This window comes from Rhodococcus pseudokoreensis, assembly GCF_017068395.1.
GTDB classification, from domain to species: Bacteria; Actinomycetota; Actinomycetes; order Mycobacteriales; family Mycobacteriaceae; genus Rhodococcus_F; species Rhodococcus_F pseudokoreensis.
This window is the reverse complement of sequence record NZ_CP070619.1, coordinates 2,597,189-2,618,987: the sequence shown is the minus strand read 5'-3', so window position 1 is coordinate 2,618,987 and position 21,799 is coordinate 2,597,189. Positions and strand designations below refer to the sequence as shown.

The following is a 21,799-nucleotide window of genomic DNA, read 5'->3' as shown; positions in this document are numbered from 1 at the left end:
GGTGCCGCCCGAACCCGAGACCACCGCCCCAGACCAGCCGAAGACCGGCATGTTCGTCGCTCTCCGCACCCGGAACTACCGGTTGTGGGCGTCGGGGCAGATCGTCTCCCTCGTCGGCACGTGGATGCAGCGGGTGGCGCAGGACTGGCTCGTCCTGACGTTGTCGAACGGCAACGCTCTCGCGGTCGGGATCGTGATGGCACTGCAGTTCGGCCCGACCCTGTTTCTGTCCGTGTGGGGCGGCGTCCTCGCCGACCGGTACGACAAGCGGCGCATCCTCATCGCGACACAGGTGTCGATGGCGTTGTGCGCGCTGGTGCTCGGCCTGCTCGACGTCGGCGGACTGGTCGCCCTGTGGCACGTCTACCTCATCGCGTTCCTGATGGGCTGCGCGTCCGCGATCGACGCGCCGGCGCGGCAGTCGTTCACCATCGAGATGGTCGGCAAGGACTCGCTGCCCAACGCCATCGCCCTGAACTCCATGACGTTCAACACGGCCCGGATCATCGGCCCGGCGATCTCCGGTGTGCTGATCACCCTCATCGGCACGGGCTGGGTGTTCCTGCTCAACGTCGGCACGTTCACCGGTGTGCTCATCGCCCTGCTGATGATGAACGCCCGCGACCTGTTCACGGCGCCCCAGGCGGAACGCGGGAAAGGGCAGGTCCGGGAGGGTTTCCGCTACGTATGGAGTCGCGCCGACCTGCGGGTGCTGATGGTGGCGATCTTCATGGTGTCCACGTTCGGGCTGAATTTCCCGATCAGTCTCGCCGTTCTCGCCCGCAACACGTTCGAGCGCGGTGCGGACGCCTACGGACTGCTGTCGACCACTCTCGCCGTGGGCACGCTCGCCGGTGCCACGATCGCCGCGAAACGCAGGACCCCGCCGCGGCTGCGCACGTTCCTCGGGGCCGCGGCCGCGTTCGGGGCGTTCGAGATCCTGGTCGGAGTGATGCCCACGTATGCGCTGGTCGCGATCATGCTCGTCCCGACCGGTGCGCTCACCCTGACGTTCACGACGGCGGCGATGAACATTCTGCAGATGTCCGTGCCGTCCGAGATGCGCGGCCGGGTGATGGGCATCTACATGCTCTGTTTCCTCGGCGGCACCCCGCTGGGCAGTCCCGTTCTGGGCTGGTTGGCCGACGTCCTCGACCCCCGCGCCCCGCTCGTGATCGGCGGCGCGATCTCCCTGGTCAGCGGCATCGGCGCGGCCCTGTACCTGATGCGGCACCAGCGGGTGTGGATCAAGGTGCGCAGACCGGACGCCGGGCGCCACCTCCCGGTGATCGAATTGCGCAACGTGCCCGAACCGCGCCCCGTCGTGGTCTGCGACGCCACCGAACAGGCGGTGGAGGCCAGCCGCGACCCGCGGTCCTGACGGCCGGGCCGTTCAGACGCCGACCGCCGTCGCCACGGCCCGCCGGGTCAGCACTCTCGCGAGGTGGGTGCGGTACTCGGCGTCGGCGTTGCCGTCGGTGACGGGGTCGGTGCCCTCGGCGGCGTGCTCGGCCGCCGCCCGGATCGACTCCGGGTCCGCGGCCTTTCCGACGAGCGCGTCCTCGACGCCGCGAGCACGCACCGGCACCGACCCCATGTTGGTCAGCGCCACCCGCGCCTGCCGGATCGTGCCGCCGTCCACCTGGATCGTCGCGGCCACCCCCACGATCGACCAGGCCTCCGCGACCGTGTTGAACTTCTCGTACCGCGCCTCCCAACCGGTGTGTTTCGGGATCCGGACGTCCACGAGGATCTCGTCCGGTCGCATCGTGGTGGTGTAGTAACCCTCGAAGAAGTCGGCGACCGCAATGGTCCGTCTACCCGCGGTACCCGCCACGGTCAGGGTGGCGTCCAGGGCCAGCGCGGGTGCGCACAGGTCACCCGCCGGATCGGCATGCGCGAGAGCACCGCCCAGCGTGCCGCGGTGCCGGATCTGCGGATCGGCGACGGTGCGGCCCGCCTCGACGAGCAGCAGTGCGTGCTCGTGCACGAGCGGGTTGCGGATCACGTCGTAGTACGTGGTCATCGCGCCGATCACGATGCTGTCCCCGTCTTCGCGCACGCCGCGCAACTCACCGATCCGGCCCAGGTCGACGAGGGCGCTCGGCGAGGACAGCCGCAGCCGCAGGACCGGCAGCAGGCTCTGCCCGCCCGCGAGGATCTTGGCGTCCTCGCCGGCCTCGGCGAGCGCGGCCACCGCCTGGTCGACGGAGGTCGGGGCGACGTAATCGAAGCTCGACGGAATCATCGGGCACCTTCCTGAGCGGTGTGGACGGCACGCCAGACCCGCATCGGCGTCAACGGCATCTCGATGTCACGCACCCCGAACTGCCGGACCGCGTCGAGGGCGGCGTTGACGACGGCCGGGGTGGACGCGATCGTCCCCGCCTCGCCGACCCCCTTGACGCCCAGCGGGTTACCGGTCGCGGGGGTCTCGGTGCGGCCCGTGGTGAACGACGGCAGATCCGCCGCCGACGGAACCGAGTACTCGGCGAACGAACCCGACAGCAGGGTGCCGGACTCGTCGTACACCGCCTCCTCGTACAGGGCCTGCGCGATGCCCTGCGCGAGTCCGCCGTGCACCTGCCCCTCCACGATCAGCGGGTTGACCACGTGCCCGATGTCGTCGACGCACACGTAGGAGCGGATGCGGACCTTCCCGGTCTCGGTGTCGACCTCCACCGCGCACAGGTGCGTGCCGTGCGGGAACGAGAAGTTCTCCGGGTCGTACGCCGCCTCCGAGTCCAGGTTCGGCTCCACACCGTCGGGCAGATCGTGCGCGGCGAACACGGCGAGCGCGACGTCGGCGATGCCGACCGCCTTCTCGGTGCCTTTCACCCGGAACCGGCCGTCGGTGAACTCGAGATCGTCCTCGGCGCACTCCATCAGGTGCGCCGCGATGGGTCTGGCCTTCGCGATCACCTTCTCGGCGGCCTTCACCACCGCGATCGCACCGACCGCCAGCGACCGGGAACCGTACGTGTCCATCCCGCGCGGCGAGGTCTGGGTGTCGCCGTGCAGCACCTCGACGTCCTCGAACGGAACCCCGAGCTGATCCGCGACCACCTGGCTCCACGCGGTCTCGTGGCCCTGGCCGTGCGCGGAGGAACCGGTGACCACCTCGACCTTGCCGGTGGGCAGCATCCGGATCGCCGCGTGCTCCCACCCGCCGGCCCCGTAGGCCAGCGCGCCGAGGGTGCGCGACGGCGCCAGCCCGCACATCTCGGTGAACGTGGACACCCCGATGCCCAGTTGCACCGGGTCCTTCCGCTCGCGGCGCTCCGCCTGCTCGCGGCGCAGACCGTCGTAGTGGAACAACTCTCGCGCGTGCGCGGTGGCGGCCTCGTAATTGCCGGAGTCGTATGTCAGGCCCGCGACGGTGTCGAACGGGAACTCCTCGTGGGTGATCCAGTTCTTCGCCCGCAACTCCAGTGGGTCGAGCGACAACTCGGTCGCGAGTTCGTCCATCATCCGCTCGATCGCGAACGTCGCCTCCGGGCGCCCCGCCCCGCGGTACGCGTCGGTGGGCACCTTGTTCGTGAACACATTGGTGCACGTGAAGTGATACGCAGGGAACTTGTAGATGCCGTTGAACATGAACGCGCCCAGGATCGGCACCCCCGAGGTGACCAGCCGCAGGTACGCGCCCATGTCGGCGAGCAGTTCCACCTTCATCCCGGTGACGGTGCCGTCGCGGCGGGCGGCCAGCGTCAGCTTCTGGATCTGGTCGCGACCGTGATGGGCCGCGACCATCGATTCGCTGCGGGACTCGGTGTACTTGACCGGTTTGCCCAGTCGCCGCGCGACGAGCAGCGCGATGACCTCCTCGGGCGTCACCTGCAGCTTGCCGCCGAAACCGCCGCCGACGTCCGGGGCGACGACGCGCAGTTTGTGCTCCGGGATGTCGAGCGTCATCGCGAGCATGAGCCGCAGGATGTGGGGGATCTGCGTGGCCGACCACATCGTGATCTGGGCGCCGGTCGGGTCGACCACCACCGAGCGGGGTTCCATGAACGCCGGGATGAGCCGCTGCTGCCGGAACGTGCGTTCGACGAGTACCTCGGCGTCGCGGATGGCGTCCTCCACGTCGCCGCCGGTACCGGCCTCCGCGGAATCGAAGGTCCAGGTGGCACTGACGTTCGTCCCGAGATCGGGGTGCACGAGTTCGGAGCCGTCGGCGGCCGCGGACGCGAGGTCCAGCACGACCGGCAGGTCGTCGTATTCGACGTCGATCGCCTCGAGAGCGTCGTGCGCCTCGTAGGCGCTGCGCGCCACCACGACCGCGACGGCCTCGCCTGCGAAGTTCACCCGGTCGACCGCGAGGGACGGGGCGGGCGGCGACTTCATGTCCGGGGTGATCGGCCAGGCGCACGGCAGGCTGCCCTGTTCGTCGGCGAGGTCGGCGCCGGTGAGGACGGCGACGACCCCGGGCAGGTCGCGGGCGGCGGAGGTGTCGATTCCGGTGATGCGGGCGTGCGCGAACGGGCTGCGCAGGATCGCCAGGTGCTGCATGCCGGGCAGGACGAGGTTGTCGGTCCAGCGGGTGCGGCCCGTGATCAGGTGTTCGTCTTCCTTGCGTCTGCGGGCCTTGCCGATTTCCGGTTCGGTGGTGGCGGTCATCGCACACCTCCCGGCGCGGTGTTGGTCTTCGCGTCCTTCGGTGTTTCGGCGGTGCTGCCGCCGCGCAACCGCTGCGCCGCGTCCTGCACCGCGCTGACGATGTTCTGGTACCCGGTACAGCGGCACAGGTTGCCTTCCAACCCCAGCCGCACCGTCCGCTCGTCCGGGTCGGGTTCCTCGGCAAGCAGGTCGAGAGTCTGCATGATCATGCCGGGTGTGCAGTAGCCGCATTGCAGGGCGTGGTTGTCGCGGAACGCCTGCTGCACGGGGTGCAATTTCCCGTTGCGGGACAGGCCCTCGATGGTGAGGACGTCACCGCCGTCGGCCTGCACGGCGAGCACCGAGCAGGACTTGACGCTGTGACCGTTCAGATGAACGGTGCACGCCCCGCAGTTCCCGGTGTCGCAGCCGATGACGGTGCCGACCTTGCCGAGCCGATCCCGAAGATAATGGACGAGGAGCAGTCGTGGTTCGACGTCGTCCGTGTATGCCGTTCCGTCGACGGTGACGGTGATGCGCATCGCGCCTCCAAAGCCGAGAGCCTCAGGTGATACGTCCTACTCTGCGCCGACCGGGCCCGAACAACACCCCGAATCGGGGAACCGTTTCCGGATCGGTCACGTCCGGCGCGCCACCTCGAGCAATTCCTGCAGCGTCGCGAGACTGTGGCCTGCGAGGAGCCGGTCGACATACGGCAGCGCGGCGACGATCCCGGACTGCACCGGTTCGTACCCGTCCGCGCCGGCGTGCGGATTCACCCACAGCACGGCGTGGGCGAGCCGGCGCAGCTGAGCCATCTGCTCCGCGAGCAGGGTTGGGTCGCCGCGCTCCCAGCCGTCGGAGAAGATCACCACGACGGCGCCGCGGGCCACCCCGCGCCGGCCCCAGCGGTCCAGGAAGGCGCGAAGCGTCTCGCCGAGGCGGGTGCCGCCCGCCCAGTCGGGCACTGCCCGGCTCGCGGCGGCCAGTGCCATTTCCGGGTCGCGGACCCGCAGCGCCCGGGACAGCCGGGTCATCCGGGTGCCCAGCGAGAACACCTCGGTGCCCGCCGGGTTGCTCCGCGCGACGACGTGACCGAATCGCAGGAGCGCGTCGGCGTACGGGCTCATCGATCCGGACACGTCGATCAGCAGCACCATCCGGCGCGGCCGGGTGGCCTTGCGGTGGTGGCTCGGCCGCACCGCTTCGCCGCCCGCCGCGAGCATGTCCCGCACCGTGCGCCGCGGATCGACGGCGCCCCGGCGGGCGGGGCGCATCCGGACGGCCGGGCGGGTCGGGGGCCGCGGGCGCAGGGTGGCGATCAGCTCGGCGAGGTGCGCGCGCTCGGCCGCGGTGAGGTCGGCGATGTCCCGGTGGCGCAACACCTCGGCGTCGTCGGCCGCGACCCTCAGCCGCGGTGCGTCCCCACCGGTGTCGCCGCCGTCCGTCGAGGTCAGAGCGGCGGTTCTGGCCCGTCGGGGCTGCTCCCCGGACCGCGGCGTGTGCAACGGGACGGTACCGCCGAACCAGCCCTCGAACGCCGCGTCGTACCGGGGGATGTCGTCGGGACCGCGGCACAGGGTCGCGCGACCCGCCCAGTACACCTGGCCCGGATCGCCCACATCCACCTGGCACAGCGCCCGCGTGAATGCGGCGACGGCATCCGACGCGACCGGCAGTCCCGCCGCCGCGAGGGCGTGCGCGAACCCGGCGAATCCCACCAGCGGGTCGCCGGCGTCCGGGTTCGCGGGCACGGTGCTCACCCCGCCAGGAGCCGGTCCAGTCCCGCCCGGGCCACGCGTTCGAGGTCCTCGCGGTACTTGAGGACGGCGCCGAGCGTCGCGGCCGCGGTCTCCGCGTCCAGCACGTCCCGATCGAGTTCCTGCAGTGCACGCGCCCAGTCCAGCGACTCGGCCACCCCCGGCGGCTTGAGCAGTTCCATCTCGCGCAGGGAGCGGACGGCGTGGGCGACCTGGCCGGCGAGTTCGGCCCCGATGCCGGGGATGCGGCGGCGCAGGATCGCGACCTCCCGCGCCAGATCCGGGTGTTCGAGCCAGTGGTACAGGCAGCGGCGCTTGAGGGCGTCGTGCACCTCGCGGGTGCGGTTGGACGTGAGCACCACCAGCGGCGGTGTCGCCGCCCGCACCTCGCCGAGTTCGGGGATGGTGACGGCGTTCTCGTCGAGGACCTGCAGCAGGAACGCCTCGAACTCGTCGTCGGCGCGGTCGATCTCGTCGACGAGCAGCACGCACGGCGCCTCGGTGAGGGCCCGCAGCAGGGGCCGCGCCAGCAGGAACCGCTCGGTGTACAGGGAGCGTTCGACGGAGTCGGCCTCGAGCGATCCGTCGCTCGCCGCCTCCAGCGTCCGCAGATGCAGCAGTTGCCGCGGGAAGTCCCAGTCGTAGAGCGCCTGCGCGGCGTCGATGCCCTCGTGGCACTGCAACCGGATCAGCGGCAGGCCGAACGCCTCCGACAACGCGGCCGCGAGCGACGTCTTGCCGGTGCCGGGTTCGCCCTCGCAGAACAGGGGCCGTCCCATACGTATGGCGAGGAACGCGGCCATCGCGACGCCGTCGTCGGCGAGGTAACCGGTGGCGCCCAGCGCCCGCGCCAGTTCCGCGGGCGAACCGACCGTCGGCGTGGAATCACTCACGTCCGCGAGCCTAGATCAGTGCCCACGCCCCGGTACCCGACTCGGGCCACGGTGCACGCCGTCAACCGAGCATGCCGTCAACCATCCGGGTCCACCCGGCCGCGGTCCTCGCTCAACCGCCGGAACATCTCGGTGGCGCCGAACCGCGCGGCCACCCGCTCGGCGAGTCCCGGCGCGATCTGGGCCAGGGCGAGCAGGGGGCGGATCGGTGCTCCGCTCTCGACGACCTCCGGCAGGTCCCGCCGAATCGCCCGGATCACGGCGGCGGCGACCTTGTCGGTGCTGGTCTCGCCCGCCATCCGGCCGGCCCTGATTCCGCGTTCCGTCATCCGCTGGTACATGCCGTCGCCCGCGATGAACCCGGGACACACGACGGAGAAGCCGACCGGAGCGCCCGCGTACTCCGCGCGCAGCGACTGGGTGAGACCGATCAGGCCGGCCTTCGTCGCGGCGTACGGCGCGCAGTACGCCGGACCGATCTTCGCTGCCAGCGACGACACGAACACCACGTGACCGAGGCCGCGGTCGAGCATCCCGGGCAGCACCCGGCGAGTGAGAAGCAGTGGTGCGGTGAGATTTACGTCGACCATGGCGGTGAGCTCGGCGGGATCCAGCCGGGTGTAGGCCGAGACGTTCTCCACACCCGCGTTGTTCACCAGGACGTCGAGGGGGCCGACAGCTGCCTCGGTGCGTTCGATCAGCGCATCGAGCAGGTCCAGTCGGTTCAGGTCCCCAGGCACGGCCTCGGCGCGCGCACCGAGCGCACGCAGTTCCGCCACGAGTTCCGCGAGTCGGTCCTCACGCCGGCCGGACACGGCGACGGCGACACCCTCGCGGGCCAGGGCCCGGGCGACGACGCGGCCGAGACCGCCGGAGGCGCCGGTCACCAGAGCCGTGCGTCCGTGCAGGTGCTTCATTCCTTCGAGCTTTCGCGCCCGGCGGAGGGGAGTCAACGCTGTGACGCCCCGCATACGGCAATATGGACCGGTGGTTCACGTCATCGACATAACAGATCCGGCCGACACCAGGCTGGACGACTTCCGCGATCTCAACTCCTCGGACCGGCGTCCCGACCTCCCCGAGGGCAAGGGTCTGGTGATCGCGGAGGGTGTGCTGGTGGCGCAGCGACTGCTGGCGTCCCGGTTCGACCCGATCGGTCTGCTCGGCGTCGATCGGCGGCTGGAGGAACTGGCCGACGATCTCGACGGCGTGGACGTGCCGTTCTACCGGACGACGGCGGACGTCATGGCCGAGGTCGTCGGGTTCCACCTCAACCGGGGTGTGCTCGCGGCGGCGCGTCGCCCCGCACCCCTCGAACTGTCGGATGTGCTCGAGCACTCCCGGACGGTCGCGGTGCTCGAGGGCGTCAACGATCACGAGAACCTGGGCTCGATGTTCCGCAACGCCGCGGGGCTCGGCGTCGACGCCGTGGTGTTCGGCAAGGGGTGCGCCGACCCGCTGTACCGCCGGGCGGTCCGGGTGTCGATGGGGCACGTCCTCCGGGTTCCGTTCGCGCACGTGACGAAGTGGCCGCACGATCTGGACGCGTTGCGGGAGCGGGGGTTCCAGCTGATCTCGCTGACCCCGAACCCCGAGGCGGTGACGCTGGCCGAGGCGATGACGGGGGAGAAGGTGGCGCTGCTGCTGGGCGCAGAAGGGCCCGGACTCACCGAACACGCCATGCGCGCCACCGACATTCGTGCCCGCATCCCGATGGCGCCCGGAACGGATTCGCTCAACGTCGCGACGGCGGCGGCGATGGCGTTCTACGAGCGCGTCCGCACGGGCCGGTGAGGATGCTGCCCCCTCATTCCGCGTATCCGCCGCCGCCGCCGGCGGAAACACCGTGGTTCACCGGACTTCTCGTGGCAGCGTTCGCCGCGGCGGTGGTGGCCGTCGCGATCATGGCGTTCGGCTCGCAGCTCGCCCGGATCAACCCGGCACTGGCGGTGGTCCTCGAACTCGTCGTGGTGGCCGGGGTCGCGCCGTCGGTGTGGCGACTGCGCCGGACACCGGTGTGGCGGTGGCTGGTGTACGGCGCCGCGGCCGGAGTTCTCGCCGGCTGGTCGGCGCTGCTCGTCGGGGCCGCCTGACTCCGGCTGGCGTCAGAAGCCGAAGTAGCGGCGGAGCAGTCCGCCCTTGCGAGCGGGCGGCGGTGGAGCGGGCGTGGGAACCGGCTCGGGGGCGCGTTGTTCGACCTCAGCAGGTTGTTCTACCTCGGCGGGAGATTCGACCGGACCCTCGCCGGGCAGGTGGACGGCGAACCCGAGCACGGTGATCTTCTTCGGGTCGATCTCGGTGCCCTCCGGGGCGCCCGTGTACCGGAAGTTCAGCCATTCCCGGTTGGCGCCCTCGGCGAACTGCTGCGGGTGGAACGGCAGCGATTGTGGGTCGGGCAGCACGCCCGGCGGGTGTTCGAGCGGGAAGTCGCCCGCCCAGAACGGTCGCTCCCATACCAGGGGGATGCCGAGGTCTTCGTGGATGTGCACCGGCGTCGCGCTGAACGCGCGGATCAGGTGCCCGTCCTCCCACATCGCGAACGAGCCCCACGCGATGTCGGGCTTGGATGCGACGTAGTACGTCTTCGCGGATTCGGTGGGCCGGATGCGGGTTCCGGGCAGGGTCGACGGCCGGGGAACGGCAAGGTCGGGCCCGCACACGACGGTGACGCCGGCGTAGGTACCGATGTGCACGGTCCCGGCGGCATCGAGTCGCGCGGCCTCGGCCAGCGGAACCGGGCCCGTGGGGGTGGCCGCCAGATCGGGATGGAGGCGGGCGGCGAGTCGCCGCGCCGCAGCGAGGTCAGGCTCGGGGTGAGCGCGCAGAACAGCCGCAGGGTCGGGGACGTCGACGTACCAGATCGTTGATACCTTGGCCCCCACGGTCATCCCCCTCTTCCGGTGTCTTCCTGAAAGAGTACGACCCCGACCGTGTTCCCGGCCTGCTTACCGCGCCGACGGTCAGCGTCCGCTGCTGCGGACACCGAGCAGGACGTCATCCCACGAGGGGAGGGCGGGTTTGCCGCGCTTGTCCTTGTTGTTCGTCTGGTGCGGGGCGATCTTGGGTGCGGCCGGCTCCTCGGGCGACGCGGGCTCGTCCTCGGGCTCCTCGGTGACGTCGGCCTCGATGATCTCCTCGGGCTCGATCGTCGGCACCTCCACCTCGGTGGGGAACTCGGCGAGCTCGAGCTGCTCCGGTTCGTCCGACGCCACCGGCGCCAATCCGCGCAGCGGACGGCCGAAGTCGGGGTCGATCAGGTCGAACGCGGTGTCGTCGAGCGCGACGATGGTGCCACCGTGCGCGTCCGGCTGGTACCGCCAGTGCGCCGCGTTGGTGGTCCGACCGGCCTGCCACTGCAGCTGGGCGACCCAGTGATTGTCCTCGTCGCGCCACGCGTCCCAGGTGGCGTCGTCGATGTTGTGTCCCCGCGCGCGGAACGCCTGCGTGACGATCTCGGCGAGAGTGGGAACGGCGGGGCCGTTGTCGCGCACCGGGTGTCCGCCCTGCGCCATCTCGGCCGCACGGGAACGTTCGAGCAGAACCGGATACGCGAAACGCTCCACCTTCGCCAGGGGGATACCGGCCTCGTCGGCAACCTGTTCGACGGAGGCGCCGGCACGGATGCGGGCCTGGATCTCTCGGGGCCTGAGCTGACTGTCCATTTCGATCTCAATCTGGCCGAGTCGAGCGATGTCCCCGCGGGATGCGGCGCGGAGTTTGTCATCGGCGGGAAGCCGGAATTTTTCGCCGGTACTGGCATCTGCGCACACGACGTGCGATCCATCGGGCTCGAGACCGATCACTCGAAGCTCTCGCACGTTGACCTCCTTATCGCGCCGGCTCGCGACTCTGCACCCCGGCAACTGTAATTCATTCGTGACAGCCCGCGCGGCAGGACACGCGCGGGTAAATCCCGTCCCGGATTCGGCTGCGCGCTACGCTTCCTCGTTTCCCGATCGTTCCTTCCTGCGGGGTGTGCGCTGCCTCGTGCGGGTGACCTGGACGGGGTCGATCGCGCGGTACAACTCCGTCGGGATCGGCCTCCAGGACCGCGCCGCGGCGCGCATACTGATCGACACAGCCCGGCAACGGGGCGTCGGAACAGAAGTGGATCTGAGTCGATGAGCCAGAGCGATATCGACGACGTGGACCTTGCCCACCTGCGGCGGGCCATCGAACTCGCCGACGAGACGGGGGACGCGGGCAACAGGCCGTTCGGTGCGGTCGCGGTCGGCGCAGACGGTCACGTGATCAGTGAGGGCGCCAACTCCGTGGCGACGTCCGCCGACGTCACCGAGCACGCGGAACTCGACGCGATCACCACCGCCTGCGGTGAGGGCCGGACGGGCGACCTCGTCGGAGCCACCATGTACGCGAGCGGGGAGCCGTGCCCGATGTGCAGTGCGGCGATGGTGTGGGCCGGGATCGCGCGGGTGGTCTACGCGGCCTCGTCCGCGGACTTCTCCCGGATCCTCCCGGACGGGCCGCGGTTCACGCTGGGCTGCGCCGACGTGCTCGATGCGGCGAGCGTCGAGATCCAGGTGAGCGGGCCGCATCTCGGCGACGAGGCGCTCGCGCCGTTCCACCGCTTCCTCGACACGGACTGACCCGGAGACGCCGTCAGCCCCCGGCGCTTCGGTGCCGGGGGCTGACGGTCGTAGGTGCCGGGACTCAGCCGAGCTGCGCGACGACCCAGTCGATGCTCTTCGTGAGCTGCGAGACGTCCTCGGGGTCGATCGCCGGGAACATGCCGACGCGCAGCTGGTTGCGGCCCAGCTTGCGGTACGGCTCCGTGTCGACGACGCCGTTGGCCCGCAGGATCTTCGCCACCTGGGCGGCGTCGACCTTGTCGTCGAAGTCGATGGTGCCGACGACCTGCGAGCGGTGGCCGGGATCGGTGACGAACGGCGTGGCGTAATCGCTGGCCTCGGCCCACTGGTACAGGCGCGAGGACGAATCGGCGGTACGCGACGTGGCCCAGTCGAGGCCGCCGTTGCCGTTCAGCCACTCGATCTGGTTGGCGAGCAGCAGCAGCGTCGCGACCGCAGGCGTGTTGTACGTCTGGTCCTTGGAGCTGTTGTCCACGGCGATGGGCAGCGACAGGAAGTCGGGGGTCCAGCGACCCGAATCCTTGATCTCCGCGACCCGCTCGAGCGCCTTCGGGCTCATCAGCGCGATCCACAGTCCACCGTCCGCGGCGAAGCACTTCTGCGGCGCGAAGTAGTACACGTCGGCGTCGGCGACGTTCACCGGCAGGCCGCCGGCGCCGGACGTGGCGTCGATGGCGATGAGTGCGTTCTCCGAGCCCGCGGGACGCGAGACGGGGATCGCGACACCGGTGGACGTCTCGTTGTGCGCCCAGCCGATGAGGTCGACGGACGGATCGGAGACCGGCTCGGGTGCGCTGCCCGGGTCGGCGGAGACGACGATCGGGTCACCGATGAACGGGTTGTTCTTCGCGACCGACGCGAACTTGGAGCTGAACTCGCCGTTCGTGAGGTGCAGCGACTTCTCCCGGATCAGGCCGAACGCGGCCGCGTCCCAGAACGCGGTGGTGCCACCGTTGCCGAGCACCACCTCGTAACCCTCGGGCAGGGAGAACAGATCGGCGAGGCCGGACCGCACGCTGGCGACGACGTCCTTGACGGGCTTCTGGCGGTGGCTGGTGCCGAACACCGAGGCGCCCACCTCGACCAGCGACTGCAACTGTTCGGGGCGAACCTTGGAGGGTCCGCAGCCGAACCGTCCGTCGGCGGGCAGGAGGTCTGCGGGGATGATCGGTGTGGAGGTCATCGCTACTTTCTGTTCCTTACTGATTCAGGCGGGGGAGACGGTCAGCTGGTGTGGGCGATCTGGTCCCAGCCCTCGACGGACTCGGGGGTGCGGGGTGCGGGCCCGGTGTAGATGGCGGCCGGGCGGACGAGTTTGCCGAGGCGCTTCTGCTCGAGGATGTGGGCGCACCAGCCGGCGGTGCGGCCACAGGTGAACATCGCCGGCATCATGTGCGCCGGGACCTCGGCGAAGTCGAGGATGACCGCGGCCCAGAATTCGACGTTCGTCTCGATGGCCCGGTCGGGGCGGCGTTCGCGCAGTTCCGCGAGGGCGGCCTGCTCGAGGGCGGCGGCCGCCTCGTAGCGGGGTGCGTTCAGGCGTTTGGCGGTGGCGCGCAGCACCCGGGCGCGGGGGTCTTCGGCGCGGTAGACGCGGTGCCCGAAGCCCATCAGCTTTTCCTTGCGGTCGAGGATGCCCTTGACCAGGGCGCGGGCGTCGCCGGACTTCTCGGTGTCCTCGATCATCGGCAGGACGCGGGCGGGGGCGCCGCCGTGCAGCGGGCCGGACATGGCGCCGATGGCCCCGGACAGGGAGGCGGCGACGTCGGCGCCGGTGGAGGCGATGACGCGGGCGGTGAAGGTGGAGGCGTTCATGCCGTGTTCGGCGGCGGAGACCCAGTAGGCGTCGATGGCGGCGACGTGGGCGGGGTCGGGGTCGCCCTTCCAGCGGACCATGAACCGTTCGGTGACGGTCTTGGCCTCGTCGATCCGCCGCTGCGGGACGGCGGGCTGGTAGATGCCGCGGGCGGACTGGGCGACGTAGGACAGGGCCATGACGGAGGCGCGGGCGAGTTGTTCGCGGGCGGTGTCGTCGTCGATGTCGAGGAGGGGCTGGTATCCCCAGATGGGGGCGAGCATGGCGAGGCCGGCCTGGACGTCGACGCGGACGTCGCCGGTGTGCACGGGGAGAGGGAACGGTTCGGCCGGGGGCAGTCCGGGGCCGAAGCGGCCGTCGACGAGTAGGGCCCACACGTTGCCGAACGTGACGTGCTTGGAGACGAGTTCCTCGATGTCGACGCCGCGGTAGCGCAGGGCGCCGCCGTCCTTGTCGGGTTCGGCGATGTCGCTGGTGAACGCGACCACGCCTTCCAGTCCGCTGACGAAATCGTCCGGTATTGCCGCGCTAGCTGACATAGCTCGTGGACTCTCCTCGTTCGAGTGCCCCCGGTCAGAGCGGCACTGTCTCGGCGTTCGACAATTGCGCTGGGCGTGCATGCGGGATGGGCAGGCACCCTCGTCCGCGCAATCGACTTGCCGTCCCCGGGCATCGCACGATCGCGGCTGCAATCCGAGGGGACGGGTTCGGTCCCCAAAACTTTAGCCGGTGTCACCGGAGAGCAGATCAGTGCATACCCGGGAGTAGCGTTCTCGGCTGTGTCTCCAGATGCAGAACAGCCGAAACCGGTGAACAAGGACCTCGCGGCCATGCGCGTCGGCTACGGGCAGCAGGGCGCCGACGGACGGTACGACGACGCCGATCTGGATGCCGACCAGCTGAGCGACGGCTGGCTTCCCCTGATGCGCCGGTGGCTCGAGGACGCCGTGGAGGCCGGGGTTCCCGAACCCAACGCGATGACACTCGGCACCGTCGACGAGCACGGTCATCCGTGCACCCGCACCGTCCTGTGCAAGGGGCTGAGTGCCGACGGCGTGCTGTTCTTCACCAACTACGAATCGGACAAGGGCCGCCACCTCGACGCGGTGCCCTACGCGTCGGTGACGTTCACGTGGGTGCCCGTCGCCCGGCAGATCACCGTCCGCGGCCCCGTCGAGCGGGTGAGTGCCGAGGTCACGGACGAGTACTGGCACAGCAGGCCCCGCGGATCCAGGCTGGGCGCGTGGGCGTCCGAACAGTCGCGGCCGATCGCGTCGCGGGCCGAACTGGACGCGGCGCTGCTGCACGCGGGCGAGCGGTTCCCCGTCGACGTCGACATCCCGGTGCGGCCGGACTGGGGCGGAATCCTGATCCGCCCCGCGGTGGTGGAGTTCTGGCAGGGCCGCGCCAATCGGATGCACAACCGCATCCGGACGTCGCAGGCCGACGGCTCGTGGACGGTGGAGCGGCTGCAGCCGTGACCGCCCGGGAATAGTGAGCATGGGAAACGAGCTAAGGGAAGAATGACCGACACCGTCACCGAGAAGAGGAAGCGGCGGCTGCTCGCCGACACGGCGCCGCTGCAGAACCGGGACTACCGGCGCCTGTGGGCGGCCGGGATCGTGACGGTGATCGGCGGGCAGCTCAGCGTCGTCGCCGTGCCGCAGCAGGTGTACGAGATCACCCGCAACTCGGCGTACGTGGGCCTGACCGGTGTCTTCGCGCTGGTACCGCTGATCGTGTTCGGACTGTGGGGCGGCGCGCTCGCCGACGTCATGGACCGGCGGAAACTGCTCACCATCACCACCGTCGGCCTTGGTCTCACCGCGGTCCTGTTCTGGGTGCAGGCGGCGCTCGGCCTGAACAACGTGTGGCTGGTGCTCGTGCTGCTGGGACTGCAGCAGGCATTTTTCGCGGTCAACCAGCCGACCCGCAGCGCGATCATCCCGCGGCTCATCCCGGCGGAACAGCTGCCCGCGGCCAACTCGCTCAACATGACGGTCATGCAGTTCGGCGCGATCGCCGGACCGCTGCTCGCCGGGGTCATGATCCCGGTGGTCGGGCTGTCCACGCTGTATCTCGTCGATTCGATCGCCCTCCTGGCCACCCTGTGGGCGGTCCTCCGGCTGCCGGCCATCCCGCCGACGGGGGAGTCCCGGCGCGCCGGGCTGCGCGAGGTGTTCGACGGGTTCGCCTACCTCGCCACCCAGAAGGTGCTGCTCGCGTCGTTCGTCGTCGACATCATCGCGATGGTGTTCGGCATGCCGCGGGCGTTGTTCCCGCAGATCGCGCACGACACGTTCGGCGATCCGGCCTCCGGCGGTGTGGCGCTCGGCCTGCTGTTCGCGGCGATGTCCGTCGGCGCGGTGGCAGGCGGCGTGTTCTCCGGTTGGCTGCCGAGGGTCCGGCGTCAGGGCCGCGCCGTGATCGTGTGCATCGCGCTGTGGGGTCTGGCGATGGTGGGCTTCGGCGTCGTCGTGGGACTCGCCTCACCGGGCGGCAGTCCCGCGCTGTTGTGGATCGCTCTGGCGTTCCTCGCGTTCGGCGGCGCCGTCGACATGGTCTCCGCCGCGTTCCGCAGCACCATGCTCCAGCAGGTCGCCACGGACGAGATGCGCGGACGACTCCAGGGCGTCTTCATCGTCGTCGTCGCCGGGGGTCCGCGGATCGGCGACGTCCTGCACGGCGCCGCGGCCGCGGCGGTCGGAACGAGCGTCGCCGCAGCGGGTGGCGGCGTCCTCGTCGTCATCGGCGTGGTGATCGCCGCGCTCGCGTTCCCGGCACTGATGCGATACAAGGTCACGCGCTAGGTTCCTGTGCGCCATCACATATCTCGTGCAGATCTCGTGCACACTGAAATGCATGGGTGAATCGCAGTCGTCGAAGACGGACAGGCCTGCCACGGCTGGATTCGAGATCCGGGGCGGCGGCTACCGGGCCGGTATCGCGGCCACCGGTGCCGGACTCCGGCTACTCGAACGGGACGGTCCGGACGGGCCTGTGGCGCTCACCGAGACGTGGGCCCTCGGCACCCGGCCACCGCTGTCGGCCGGGCTGATCCTCGCGCCGTGGCCCAACCGGATCCGCGACGGCCGGTTCGTCTTCGACGGCATCGACCACCAGCTCGAGATCACGGAGCCGGGGTTCGCCAACGCGAGCCACGGATTCGTCCGTCGCCGGGACTGGCGTGTCGTAAATCACGCCGACGACCGCATCGAGTTGTCGATCGACGTCGGCCTCCACAAGGGGTGGCCGTACCCGCTGCGGCTCACCGTCGACTACGCACTCGGCGACGACGGCCTCACCGTGACGCACACCGCCACCAACACCGGGGCCATCCCGGCGCCGTTCGGGATGGGTTTCCACTCCTACGTCCGCGCCGGCGACGTCCCCCTCGACGAGTGCACGCTGCGCCTGTCCGCAGGCACCCGGCTGCCGCTCGACGAGCGCATGCTGCCCAGCGGGGGTTCGCAGGCCGTCGCGGGCACCGAATACGACTTCACCAGCCCCCGCGCGCTGGCGGGTGTGGCCCTCGACACCCCGTTCAGCGCACTGGACGTCGACGTGGACGGCAGGTCGCGGCACGAATTACGCGCACCGGACGGCACCGGAACGGTCCTGTGGGCGGCCCGGGAGTTCGGCTGGCTGCAGGCGTTCGTCGCGGACCCCGACGCGGGCAAGGCGTACCCTGGCCGCGGCCGGGCGCTGGCCCTGGAACCGATGACGTGCCCGCCGGATGCGTTCAACTCCGGCATCGATCAGTTGGTGCTCGCTCCGGGACAGCAATGGACCGGTGTGTGGGGCATGTCGGCGCTGGGGTCGTAGCGGTTCGAATTTCGACCGCCGAGTGCCCACTTGGTGAGACGGTGTAACACCGGTCGCGGTCCGGTCGATACGTCCGGCGGGGATTCTTCCGTCGCGGCCGACGGTCTTTGTGCCACTCTCTGTACTTCCCTCACCGCATCGGGTGACACGGCGTGCGTTCTCCGCCGCCCTCGGCATCGGTGCAGGTAACGAGGCCAGTCCAGTCCCCGGCAACTGGCCCTCACGGATTCCGCTCCCGCGCCGTGCGGGCAAATCGGACACTCGGCCAACCCGTTCGCCGACCCTTCCGCGAGGTCGCCGCACATCCCGCGGGAAGGCCGCGTCACGGCCCCTGAGCGGACCCGCCTTCGGCAGGCACGCCAGAGTGGGACTAGTTTCTACCTGAATGAAGTTGTTACTCATTGGTTTGAGCTTGAGAGGGATGCTTCGTGCCTGACAATGACACAAAGCCCACGCTTACCTACCCCGGTGGTGAGCACACGATGTCCATTGCCAGGGCAACCGAGGGCAATGACGGTATCGAACTGGGCAAGCTGCTCGCCAGCACCGGGTACACCACCCTGGACCCGGGTTTCGTCAATACCGCCTCCACCAGCTCCTCGATCACCTACATCGACGGTGAGAAGGGGATCCTCCGTTACCGCGGATACCCGATCGAACAGCTGGCCGGCAAGTCGACTTTCATCGAGGTCAGCTACCTGCTGATCTACGGTGAGCTGCCGACCACGGCGCAGCTCGAGTCGTTCACCGACCGGATCCGGCGCCACACCCTGCTGCACGAGGACCTCAAGAGGTTCTTCGACGGGTTCCCCCGGAACGCACACCCGATGCCGGTCCTGTCCAGCGCCGTCAATGCGCTGTCCGCGTACTACCAGGACTCCCTGGACCCGGCCGACCCGGAACAGGTCGAACTGTCGACCATCCGTCTTCTCGCGAAGCTGCCGACCATCGCGGCCTACGCGTACAAGAAGTCCGTCGGACAGCCGTTCCTGTACCCGGACAACTCCCTGAACCTCGTCGAGAACTTCCTCCGGATGACGTTCGGCTTCCCCGCGGAGCCCTACGAGATCGATCCCGAGATCGCCAAGGCACTCGACATGCTGCTGATCCTGCACGCCGACCACGAGCAGAACTGCTCTACGTCGACGGTGCGCCTGGTCGGCTCGTCCGACGCCAACCTGTTCACCTCGATTTCCGGTGGCATCAACGCACTCTGGGGCCCGCTGCACGGCGGCGCCAACCAGGCCGTGCTCGAGATGCTCGACGAGATCAAGGCCAGCGGCAGCAACGCAGGCGACTTCGTCCGCAAGGTCAAGAACAAGGAAGACGGCGTGAAGCTCATGGGCTTCGGGCACCGCGTCTACCGCAACTACGACCCGCGCGCGGCGCTCGTCAAGCAGACGGCGCACACCATCCTCGACAAGCTCGGCGGCGACGACGAACTGCTCGACATCGCGATGGCCCTCGAAGAGGCGGCGCTGACCGACGACTACTTCGTCGAGCGCAAGCTGTACCCGAACGTCGACTTCTACACGGGTCTGATCTACCGCGCGATGGGCTTCCCCACGCGCATGTTCACCGTTCTGTTCGCCATGGGCCGCTTGCCCGGGTGGATTGCACACTGGCGCGAGATGCACGAAGATCCCGCTACGAAGATCGGCCGTCCGCGCCAGATCTACACCGGCTACACCGAGCGTGACTACAAGGACGTCGCAGGTCGCTGATCGCGAACGCCTGTGCCGAACCATAGAGCCCTCATCGAGGAGGACACATGACCAAGCCCGAGATCGAGTTCCAAGAGGGACCCGCCCCGACCGACCTGGTCGTCAAGGACGTGGTGGTCGGAGACGGCGCCGAGGCCGTCCCCGGTGGCACCGTCGAGGTGCACTACGTCGGCGTCGAGTTCGAGTCCGGCGAGGAGTTCGACTCCTCCTGGAGCCGCGGCGAGTCCATCCAGTTCCCGCTGCGCGGCCTCATCAAGGGCTGGCAGGACGGCATCCCCGGCATGAAGGTGGGCGGACGCCGTCAGCTCACCATCCCGCCGGAGCTCGCCTACGGTCCCGCCGGCGCCGGACACCAGCTGTCCGGCAAGACGCTGGTGTTCATGATCGACCTGCTGGACGTGAAGGAATAGTCTCCACGGTCCGAAGGCCCCGCATCACCTCAGGGTGAGGCGGGGCTTTCCGCTTTCCGGGTCGTGTCGGTGTGCAATTCCACGACGAGCCGTGCGCCGCCGAGTGGGCTGACCTCGAAACGTGCGGTGCCGTTGTGAATTGCCGCCTGCTGGGCGACGAGCGCGAGGCCGAGGCCCGATCCGCTCTTCGTCGCGTTGGAACCACGGTGGAACCGTTCGAACACCACGGCCCGCTCGGCCTCGGGCACCCCGGAACCGTTGTCGTCGACGACGACGGTGGTGATGCCGTCGGCCGCTCGCAGTGTGATCGTCACCGCGGTGGCGCCGCCGTGCCGGACCGCGTTCTTGATGGCGTTGTCCAGAGTGAGGCGCAAACCGCCGGGCATGCCGCGGACCGTCACCGGGGCCGCGTCGACGGTCACCTGCAGGCCCGGATTGTGACGCATCGCCTCCTCCGCGGCGAGGTCGCTGATGTCGACGAGGTCGCAGTCCACGAAGTCCTTGTCGGTGGACAATTCGCCGCGGGCGAGGCGCTCGAGGTCGGACAGCGTCGACTCCACCCGCCCCTGCGCCCGGGCGAGGTCGCGCAGGATCTCGTTCTGCTGCGGCTGCGTCAGGTCGTGGGTGGTGAGGACCTCGAGGTCGGTGCGCATCGCGGTGAGCGGTGTGCGGAGTTCGTGCGCGGACACGGCGGCGAAGTCGCGGGCGGTCGCGAGGGCGGCGGTCGTCGCGTCCTGCGCCTCGGCGACGTCGCGCAGCATCGACTCCGCGGCGGAGGCCAGTTCGTCGGCCTCCCGCACTCCCGAGGACGTGGGTGTCAGCTTCGGTTCGCGCCGCACGATGCGGCCGGTCAGGTCGACGAGAGGCCGCACCGCGCGACCACCGAACAGCCACCCGAGGCCGCTGGCGGCGGCGACGGCGAGGACCCCCACGAGGGCCACCTGCCGTTGCTGCTCGGACGTCACGTCCTGCGCCTCGGCGTAGGGCACGGCCAGGGAGATCCGGGTGCCGAGGAGAGGAACGGTCGCGGTGTAGGCCCGGTATAAGGTGTCGCCCACCTCGACGGTCTGCCTGCCGGGGTCGAGTTCGGGCAGCTGGGTGGGGGTGCTGACGAGCACGGTGTTGCCGTCGGCGGAGCGGATCGTGATGGCGAACGCACCCTTGTCGCCCAGCGCGCCGAGGAACAGCCCGGCGGTGGCCGCATTGGGAACGAGGACGTCGGACGCCGTCTCCAGCCGCCGGTCGAGTTGCGACAGGTTGTTGCGGTTGATCGCCAGCGACACCAGGATGCCGAGCGCGACGACGATGATCGTCGCCCCCAGCGCCGTCGCGGCGGCCACGCGGGTCCGGAGGGAGAACGACCGTTTCACGACGGTTCCCGCAGCACGAACCCCACTCCGCGGACCGTGTGCAGGATCCGCGGCTGACCACCGACCTCGAACTTGCGCCGTAGGTAGCCGACGAACACGTCGACCACGTTGGTGTCGGCGACGAAGTCGTATCCCCACACCAATTCGAGGAGTCGCTCCCGGCTGAGCACGATGCCGACGTTGCGGGCGAGGACCTCGAGCAGTTCGAATTCCCGCTTGGTCAGCGTCACCTCCTCGCCCGCCATGAAGACGCGGCGTGCGGACACGCGGATCTCGAGCGCACCGATCCGGATCGGCGGGGTCGCGGGCGAATCGGCGGGCGCGGCGGTCGTCGTTCCGTGCCGCCGCAGCATCGCCCGGATCCGCGCGATCAGTTCGGCGAGGACGAACGGCTTGACCAGGTAATCGTCGGCGCCCGACTCCAGGCCGGAGATGCGGTCGTCGACGGTGTCGCGGGCGCTGAGCACACAGATCGGGATGTCGTTGCTCATGGCGCGCAACGCGGTCACCACACCGGTGCCGTCGATGACCGGCATGTTCATGTCGAGCACCATCGCGTCCGGGCGTTGTTCGCTGACCACCCGCAGTGCGTCGGCGCCGTCGACGGCCGTGAGGACGGTGAATCCGGACAGGCGCAGGCCGCGTTCGAGGGACGTCCGCACGTCCTCGTCGTCGTCGACCACGAGGACACTGGCTGAGTCTGTGACGGTCACCCCTGCATTGTGCCGTGGCGCGACCGGCGGAGCGTGCGGATGGCAGTTGTCGGAGCGTGTCTCGTCCGTACACTCGTTG

The 21,799-nt window shown here is 69.8% G+C and carries 21 protein-coding genes; 9 read left to right on the top strand and 12 right to left on the bottom strand.

Features of this window, described 5'->3' with window-relative positions; genetic code table 11:
* Nucleotides 1–49: 49 nt before the first annotated feature.
* On the top strand, nucleotides 50–1,381 hold the full coding sequence (locus JWS13_RS17110; protein WP_206011638.1) for an MFS transporter: 1,332 nt from the start codon (nucleotides 50–52) through the stop codon (nucleotides 1,379–1,381).
* A gap of 12 nt (nucleotides 1,382–1,393) precedes the next feature.
* Here JWS13_RS17110 and JWS13_RS17105 read toward each other — a convergent pair whose 3' ends face one another.
* The 6 genes from JWS13_RS17105 to JWS13_RS17080 all read right to left on the bottom strand — a co-directional run bounded on the left by JWS13_RS17105 (nucleotide 1,394) and on the right by JWS13_RS17080 (nucleotide 8,169).
* Nucleotides 1,394–2,248: an FAD binding domain-containing protein gene (locus tag JWS13_RS17105; protein WP_206006701.1), complete on the bottom strand. Its 855-nt coding sequence runs from the start codon at nucleotides 2,246–2,248 to the stop codon at nucleotides 1,394–1,396.
* Nucleotides 2,245–4,620: a xanthine dehydrogenase family protein molybdopterin-binding subunit gene (locus tag JWS13_RS17100; RefSeq protein WP_206006700.1), complete on the bottom strand. Its 2,376-nt coding sequence runs from the start codon at nucleotides 4,618–4,620 to the stop codon at nucleotides 2,245–2,247. The genes JWS13_RS17105 and JWS13_RS17100 overlap by 4 nt, the downstream gene beginning before the upstream one ends.
* A complete protein-coding gene (locus JWS13_RS17095; protein ID WP_206006699.1) occupies nucleotides 4,617–5,141 on the bottom strand; it encodes a (2Fe-2S)-binding protein in 525 nt (174 codons plus the stop codon). Before JWS13_RS17095 ends, JWS13_RS17100 begins: the two co-directional genes overlap by 4 nt.
* A gap of 96 nt (nucleotides 5,142–5,237) precedes the next feature.
* On the bottom strand, nucleotides 5,238–6,362 hold the full coding sequence (locus tag JWS13_RS17090) for a vWA domain-containing protein (RefSeq protein WP_241032231.1): 1,125 nt from the start codon (nucleotides 6,360–6,362) through the stop codon (nucleotides 5,238–5,240).
* The gene (locus JWS13_RS17085) at nucleotides 6,359–7,252 is read right to left on the bottom strand and encodes an AAA family ATPase (protein WP_206006698.1); all 894 of its coding nucleotides are present in this window, start codon (nucleotides 7,250–7,252) and stop codon (nucleotides 6,359–6,361) included. The genes JWS13_RS17090 and JWS13_RS17085 overlap by 4 nt, the downstream gene beginning before the upstream one ends.
* A 77-nt stretch (nucleotides 7,253–7,329) precedes the next feature.
* Nucleotides 7,330–8,169 (bottom strand): SDR family NAD(P)-dependent oxidoreductase, encoded by an 840-nt coding sequence (locus JWS13_RS17080; protein ID WP_206006697.1) that lies wholly within the window; start codon nucleotides 8,167–8,169, stop codon nucleotides 7,330–7,332.
* A gap of 70 nt (nucleotides 8,170–8,239) precedes the next feature.
* Between JWS13_RS17080 and JWS13_RS17075 the strand changes: the two genes are divergently transcribed.
* Entirely contained in the window at nucleotides 8,240–9,046 is an 807-nt protein-coding gene (locus tag JWS13_RS17075; RefSeq protein WP_124392698.1) for a TrmH family RNA methyltransferase, read from the top strand.
* 2 nt (nucleotides 9,047–9,048) lie between these two features.
* Nucleotides 9,049–9,345, top strand: coding sequence for a DUF2537 domain-containing protein (locus JWS13_RS17070; RefSeq protein WP_206006696.1), 297 nt, complete (start codon nucleotides 9,049–9,051; stop codon nucleotides 9,343–9,345).
* A 12-nt stretch (nucleotides 9,346–9,357) separates the two neighbouring features.
* Here the strand turns inward: JWS13_RS17070 and JWS13_RS17065 are convergent, their stop codons facing one another.
* Both JWS13_RS17065 and sepH read right to left on the bottom strand, forming a co-directional pair.
* Entirely contained in the window at nucleotides 9,358–10,140 is a 783-nt protein-coding gene (locus JWS13_RS17065; protein WP_206006695.1) for a DUF6928 family protein, read from the bottom strand.
* 72 nt (nucleotides 10,141–10,212) lie between these two features.
* Complete coding sequence (gene sepH / locus JWS13_RS17060) at nucleotides 10,213–11,070, bottom strand: septation protein SepH (RefSeq protein ID WP_087557591.1); 858 nt, start codon at nucleotides 11,068–11,070, stop codon at nucleotides 10,213–10,215.
* A gap of 303 nt (nucleotides 11,071–11,373) precedes the next feature.
* Between sepH and JWS13_RS17055 the strand changes: the two genes are divergently transcribed.
* Entirely contained in the window at nucleotides 11,374–11,859 is a 486-nt protein-coding gene (locus JWS13_RS17055; RefSeq protein WP_206006694.1) for a nucleoside deaminase, read from the top strand.
* A gap of 64 nt (nucleotides 11,860–11,923) precedes the next feature.
* On the opposite strand, the gene serC is transcribed toward JWS13_RS17055, so the two are convergent.
* Together serC and JWS13_RS17045 are read right to left on the bottom strand one after the other, a co-directional pair.
* A complete protein-coding gene (gene serC / locus JWS13_RS17050) occupies nucleotides 11,924–13,045 on the bottom strand; it encodes a phosphoserine transaminase (protein WP_206006693.1) in 1,122 nt (373 codons plus the stop codon).
* Between the two features lie 41 nt (nucleotides 13,046–13,086).
* Nucleotides 13,087–14,217, bottom strand: a complete 1,131-nt coding sequence (locus JWS13_RS17045) for a citrate synthase 2 (RefSeq protein WP_005244097.1) — start codon at nucleotides 14,215–14,217, stop codon at nucleotides 13,087–13,089.
* A 270-nt stretch (nucleotides 14,218–14,487) separates the two neighbouring features.
* Between JWS13_RS17045 and pdxH the strand changes: the two genes are divergently transcribed.
* From pdxH to JWS13_RS17020, 5 genes are all read left to right on the top strand, one after another.
* The gene (gene pdxH, locus JWS13_RS17040; RefSeq protein WP_206011636.1) at nucleotides 14,488–15,159 is read left to right on the top strand and encodes a pyridoxamine 5'-phosphate oxidase; all 672 of its coding nucleotides are present in this window, start codon (nucleotides 14,488–14,490) and stop codon (nucleotides 15,157–15,159) included.
* Nucleotides 15,160–15,201: 42 nt separating this feature from the next.
* A complete protein-coding gene (locus JWS13_RS17035; RefSeq protein WP_206006692.1) occupies nucleotides 15,202–16,488 on the top strand; it encodes an MFS transporter in 1,287 nt (428 codons plus the stop codon).
* Nucleotides 16,489–16,540: 52 nt separating this feature from the next.
* Complete coding sequence (locus JWS13_RS17030; RefSeq protein WP_206006691.1) at nucleotides 16,541–17,503, top strand: aldose 1-epimerase family protein; 963 nt, start codon at nucleotides 16,541–16,543, stop codon at nucleotides 17,501–17,503.
* A gap of 428 nt (nucleotides 17,504–17,931) precedes the next feature.
* On the top strand, nucleotides 17,932–19,227 hold the full coding sequence (locus JWS13_RS17025) for a citrate synthase (RefSeq protein ID WP_206006690.1): 1,296 nt from the start codon (nucleotides 17,932–17,934) through the stop codon (nucleotides 19,225–19,227).
* Nucleotides 19,228–19,274: 47 nt separating this feature from the next.
* Nucleotides 19,275–19,637, top strand: a complete 363-nt coding sequence (locus JWS13_RS17020; protein ID WP_015888813.1) for an FKBP-type peptidyl-prolyl cis-trans isomerase — start codon at nucleotides 19,275–19,277, stop codon at nucleotides 19,635–19,637.
* 29 nt (nucleotides 19,638–19,666) lie between these two features.
* Here JWS13_RS17020 and JWS13_RS17015 read toward each other — a convergent pair whose 3' ends face one another.
* Both JWS13_RS17015 and JWS13_RS17010 read right to left on the bottom strand, forming a co-directional pair.
* Nucleotides 19,667–21,007, bottom strand: a complete 1,341-nt coding sequence (locus tag JWS13_RS17015; RefSeq protein WP_206006689.1) for a sensor histidine kinase — start codon at nucleotides 21,005–21,007, stop codon at nucleotides 19,667–19,669.
* Nucleotides 21,004–21,720 (bottom strand): response regulator transcription factor, encoded by a 717-nt coding sequence (locus JWS13_RS17010; protein ID WP_206006688.1) that lies wholly within the window; start codon nucleotides 21,718–21,720, stop codon nucleotides 21,004–21,006. The genes JWS13_RS17015 and JWS13_RS17010 overlap by 4 nt, the downstream gene beginning before the upstream one ends.
* Nucleotides 21,721–21,799: the final 79 nt, after the last annotated feature.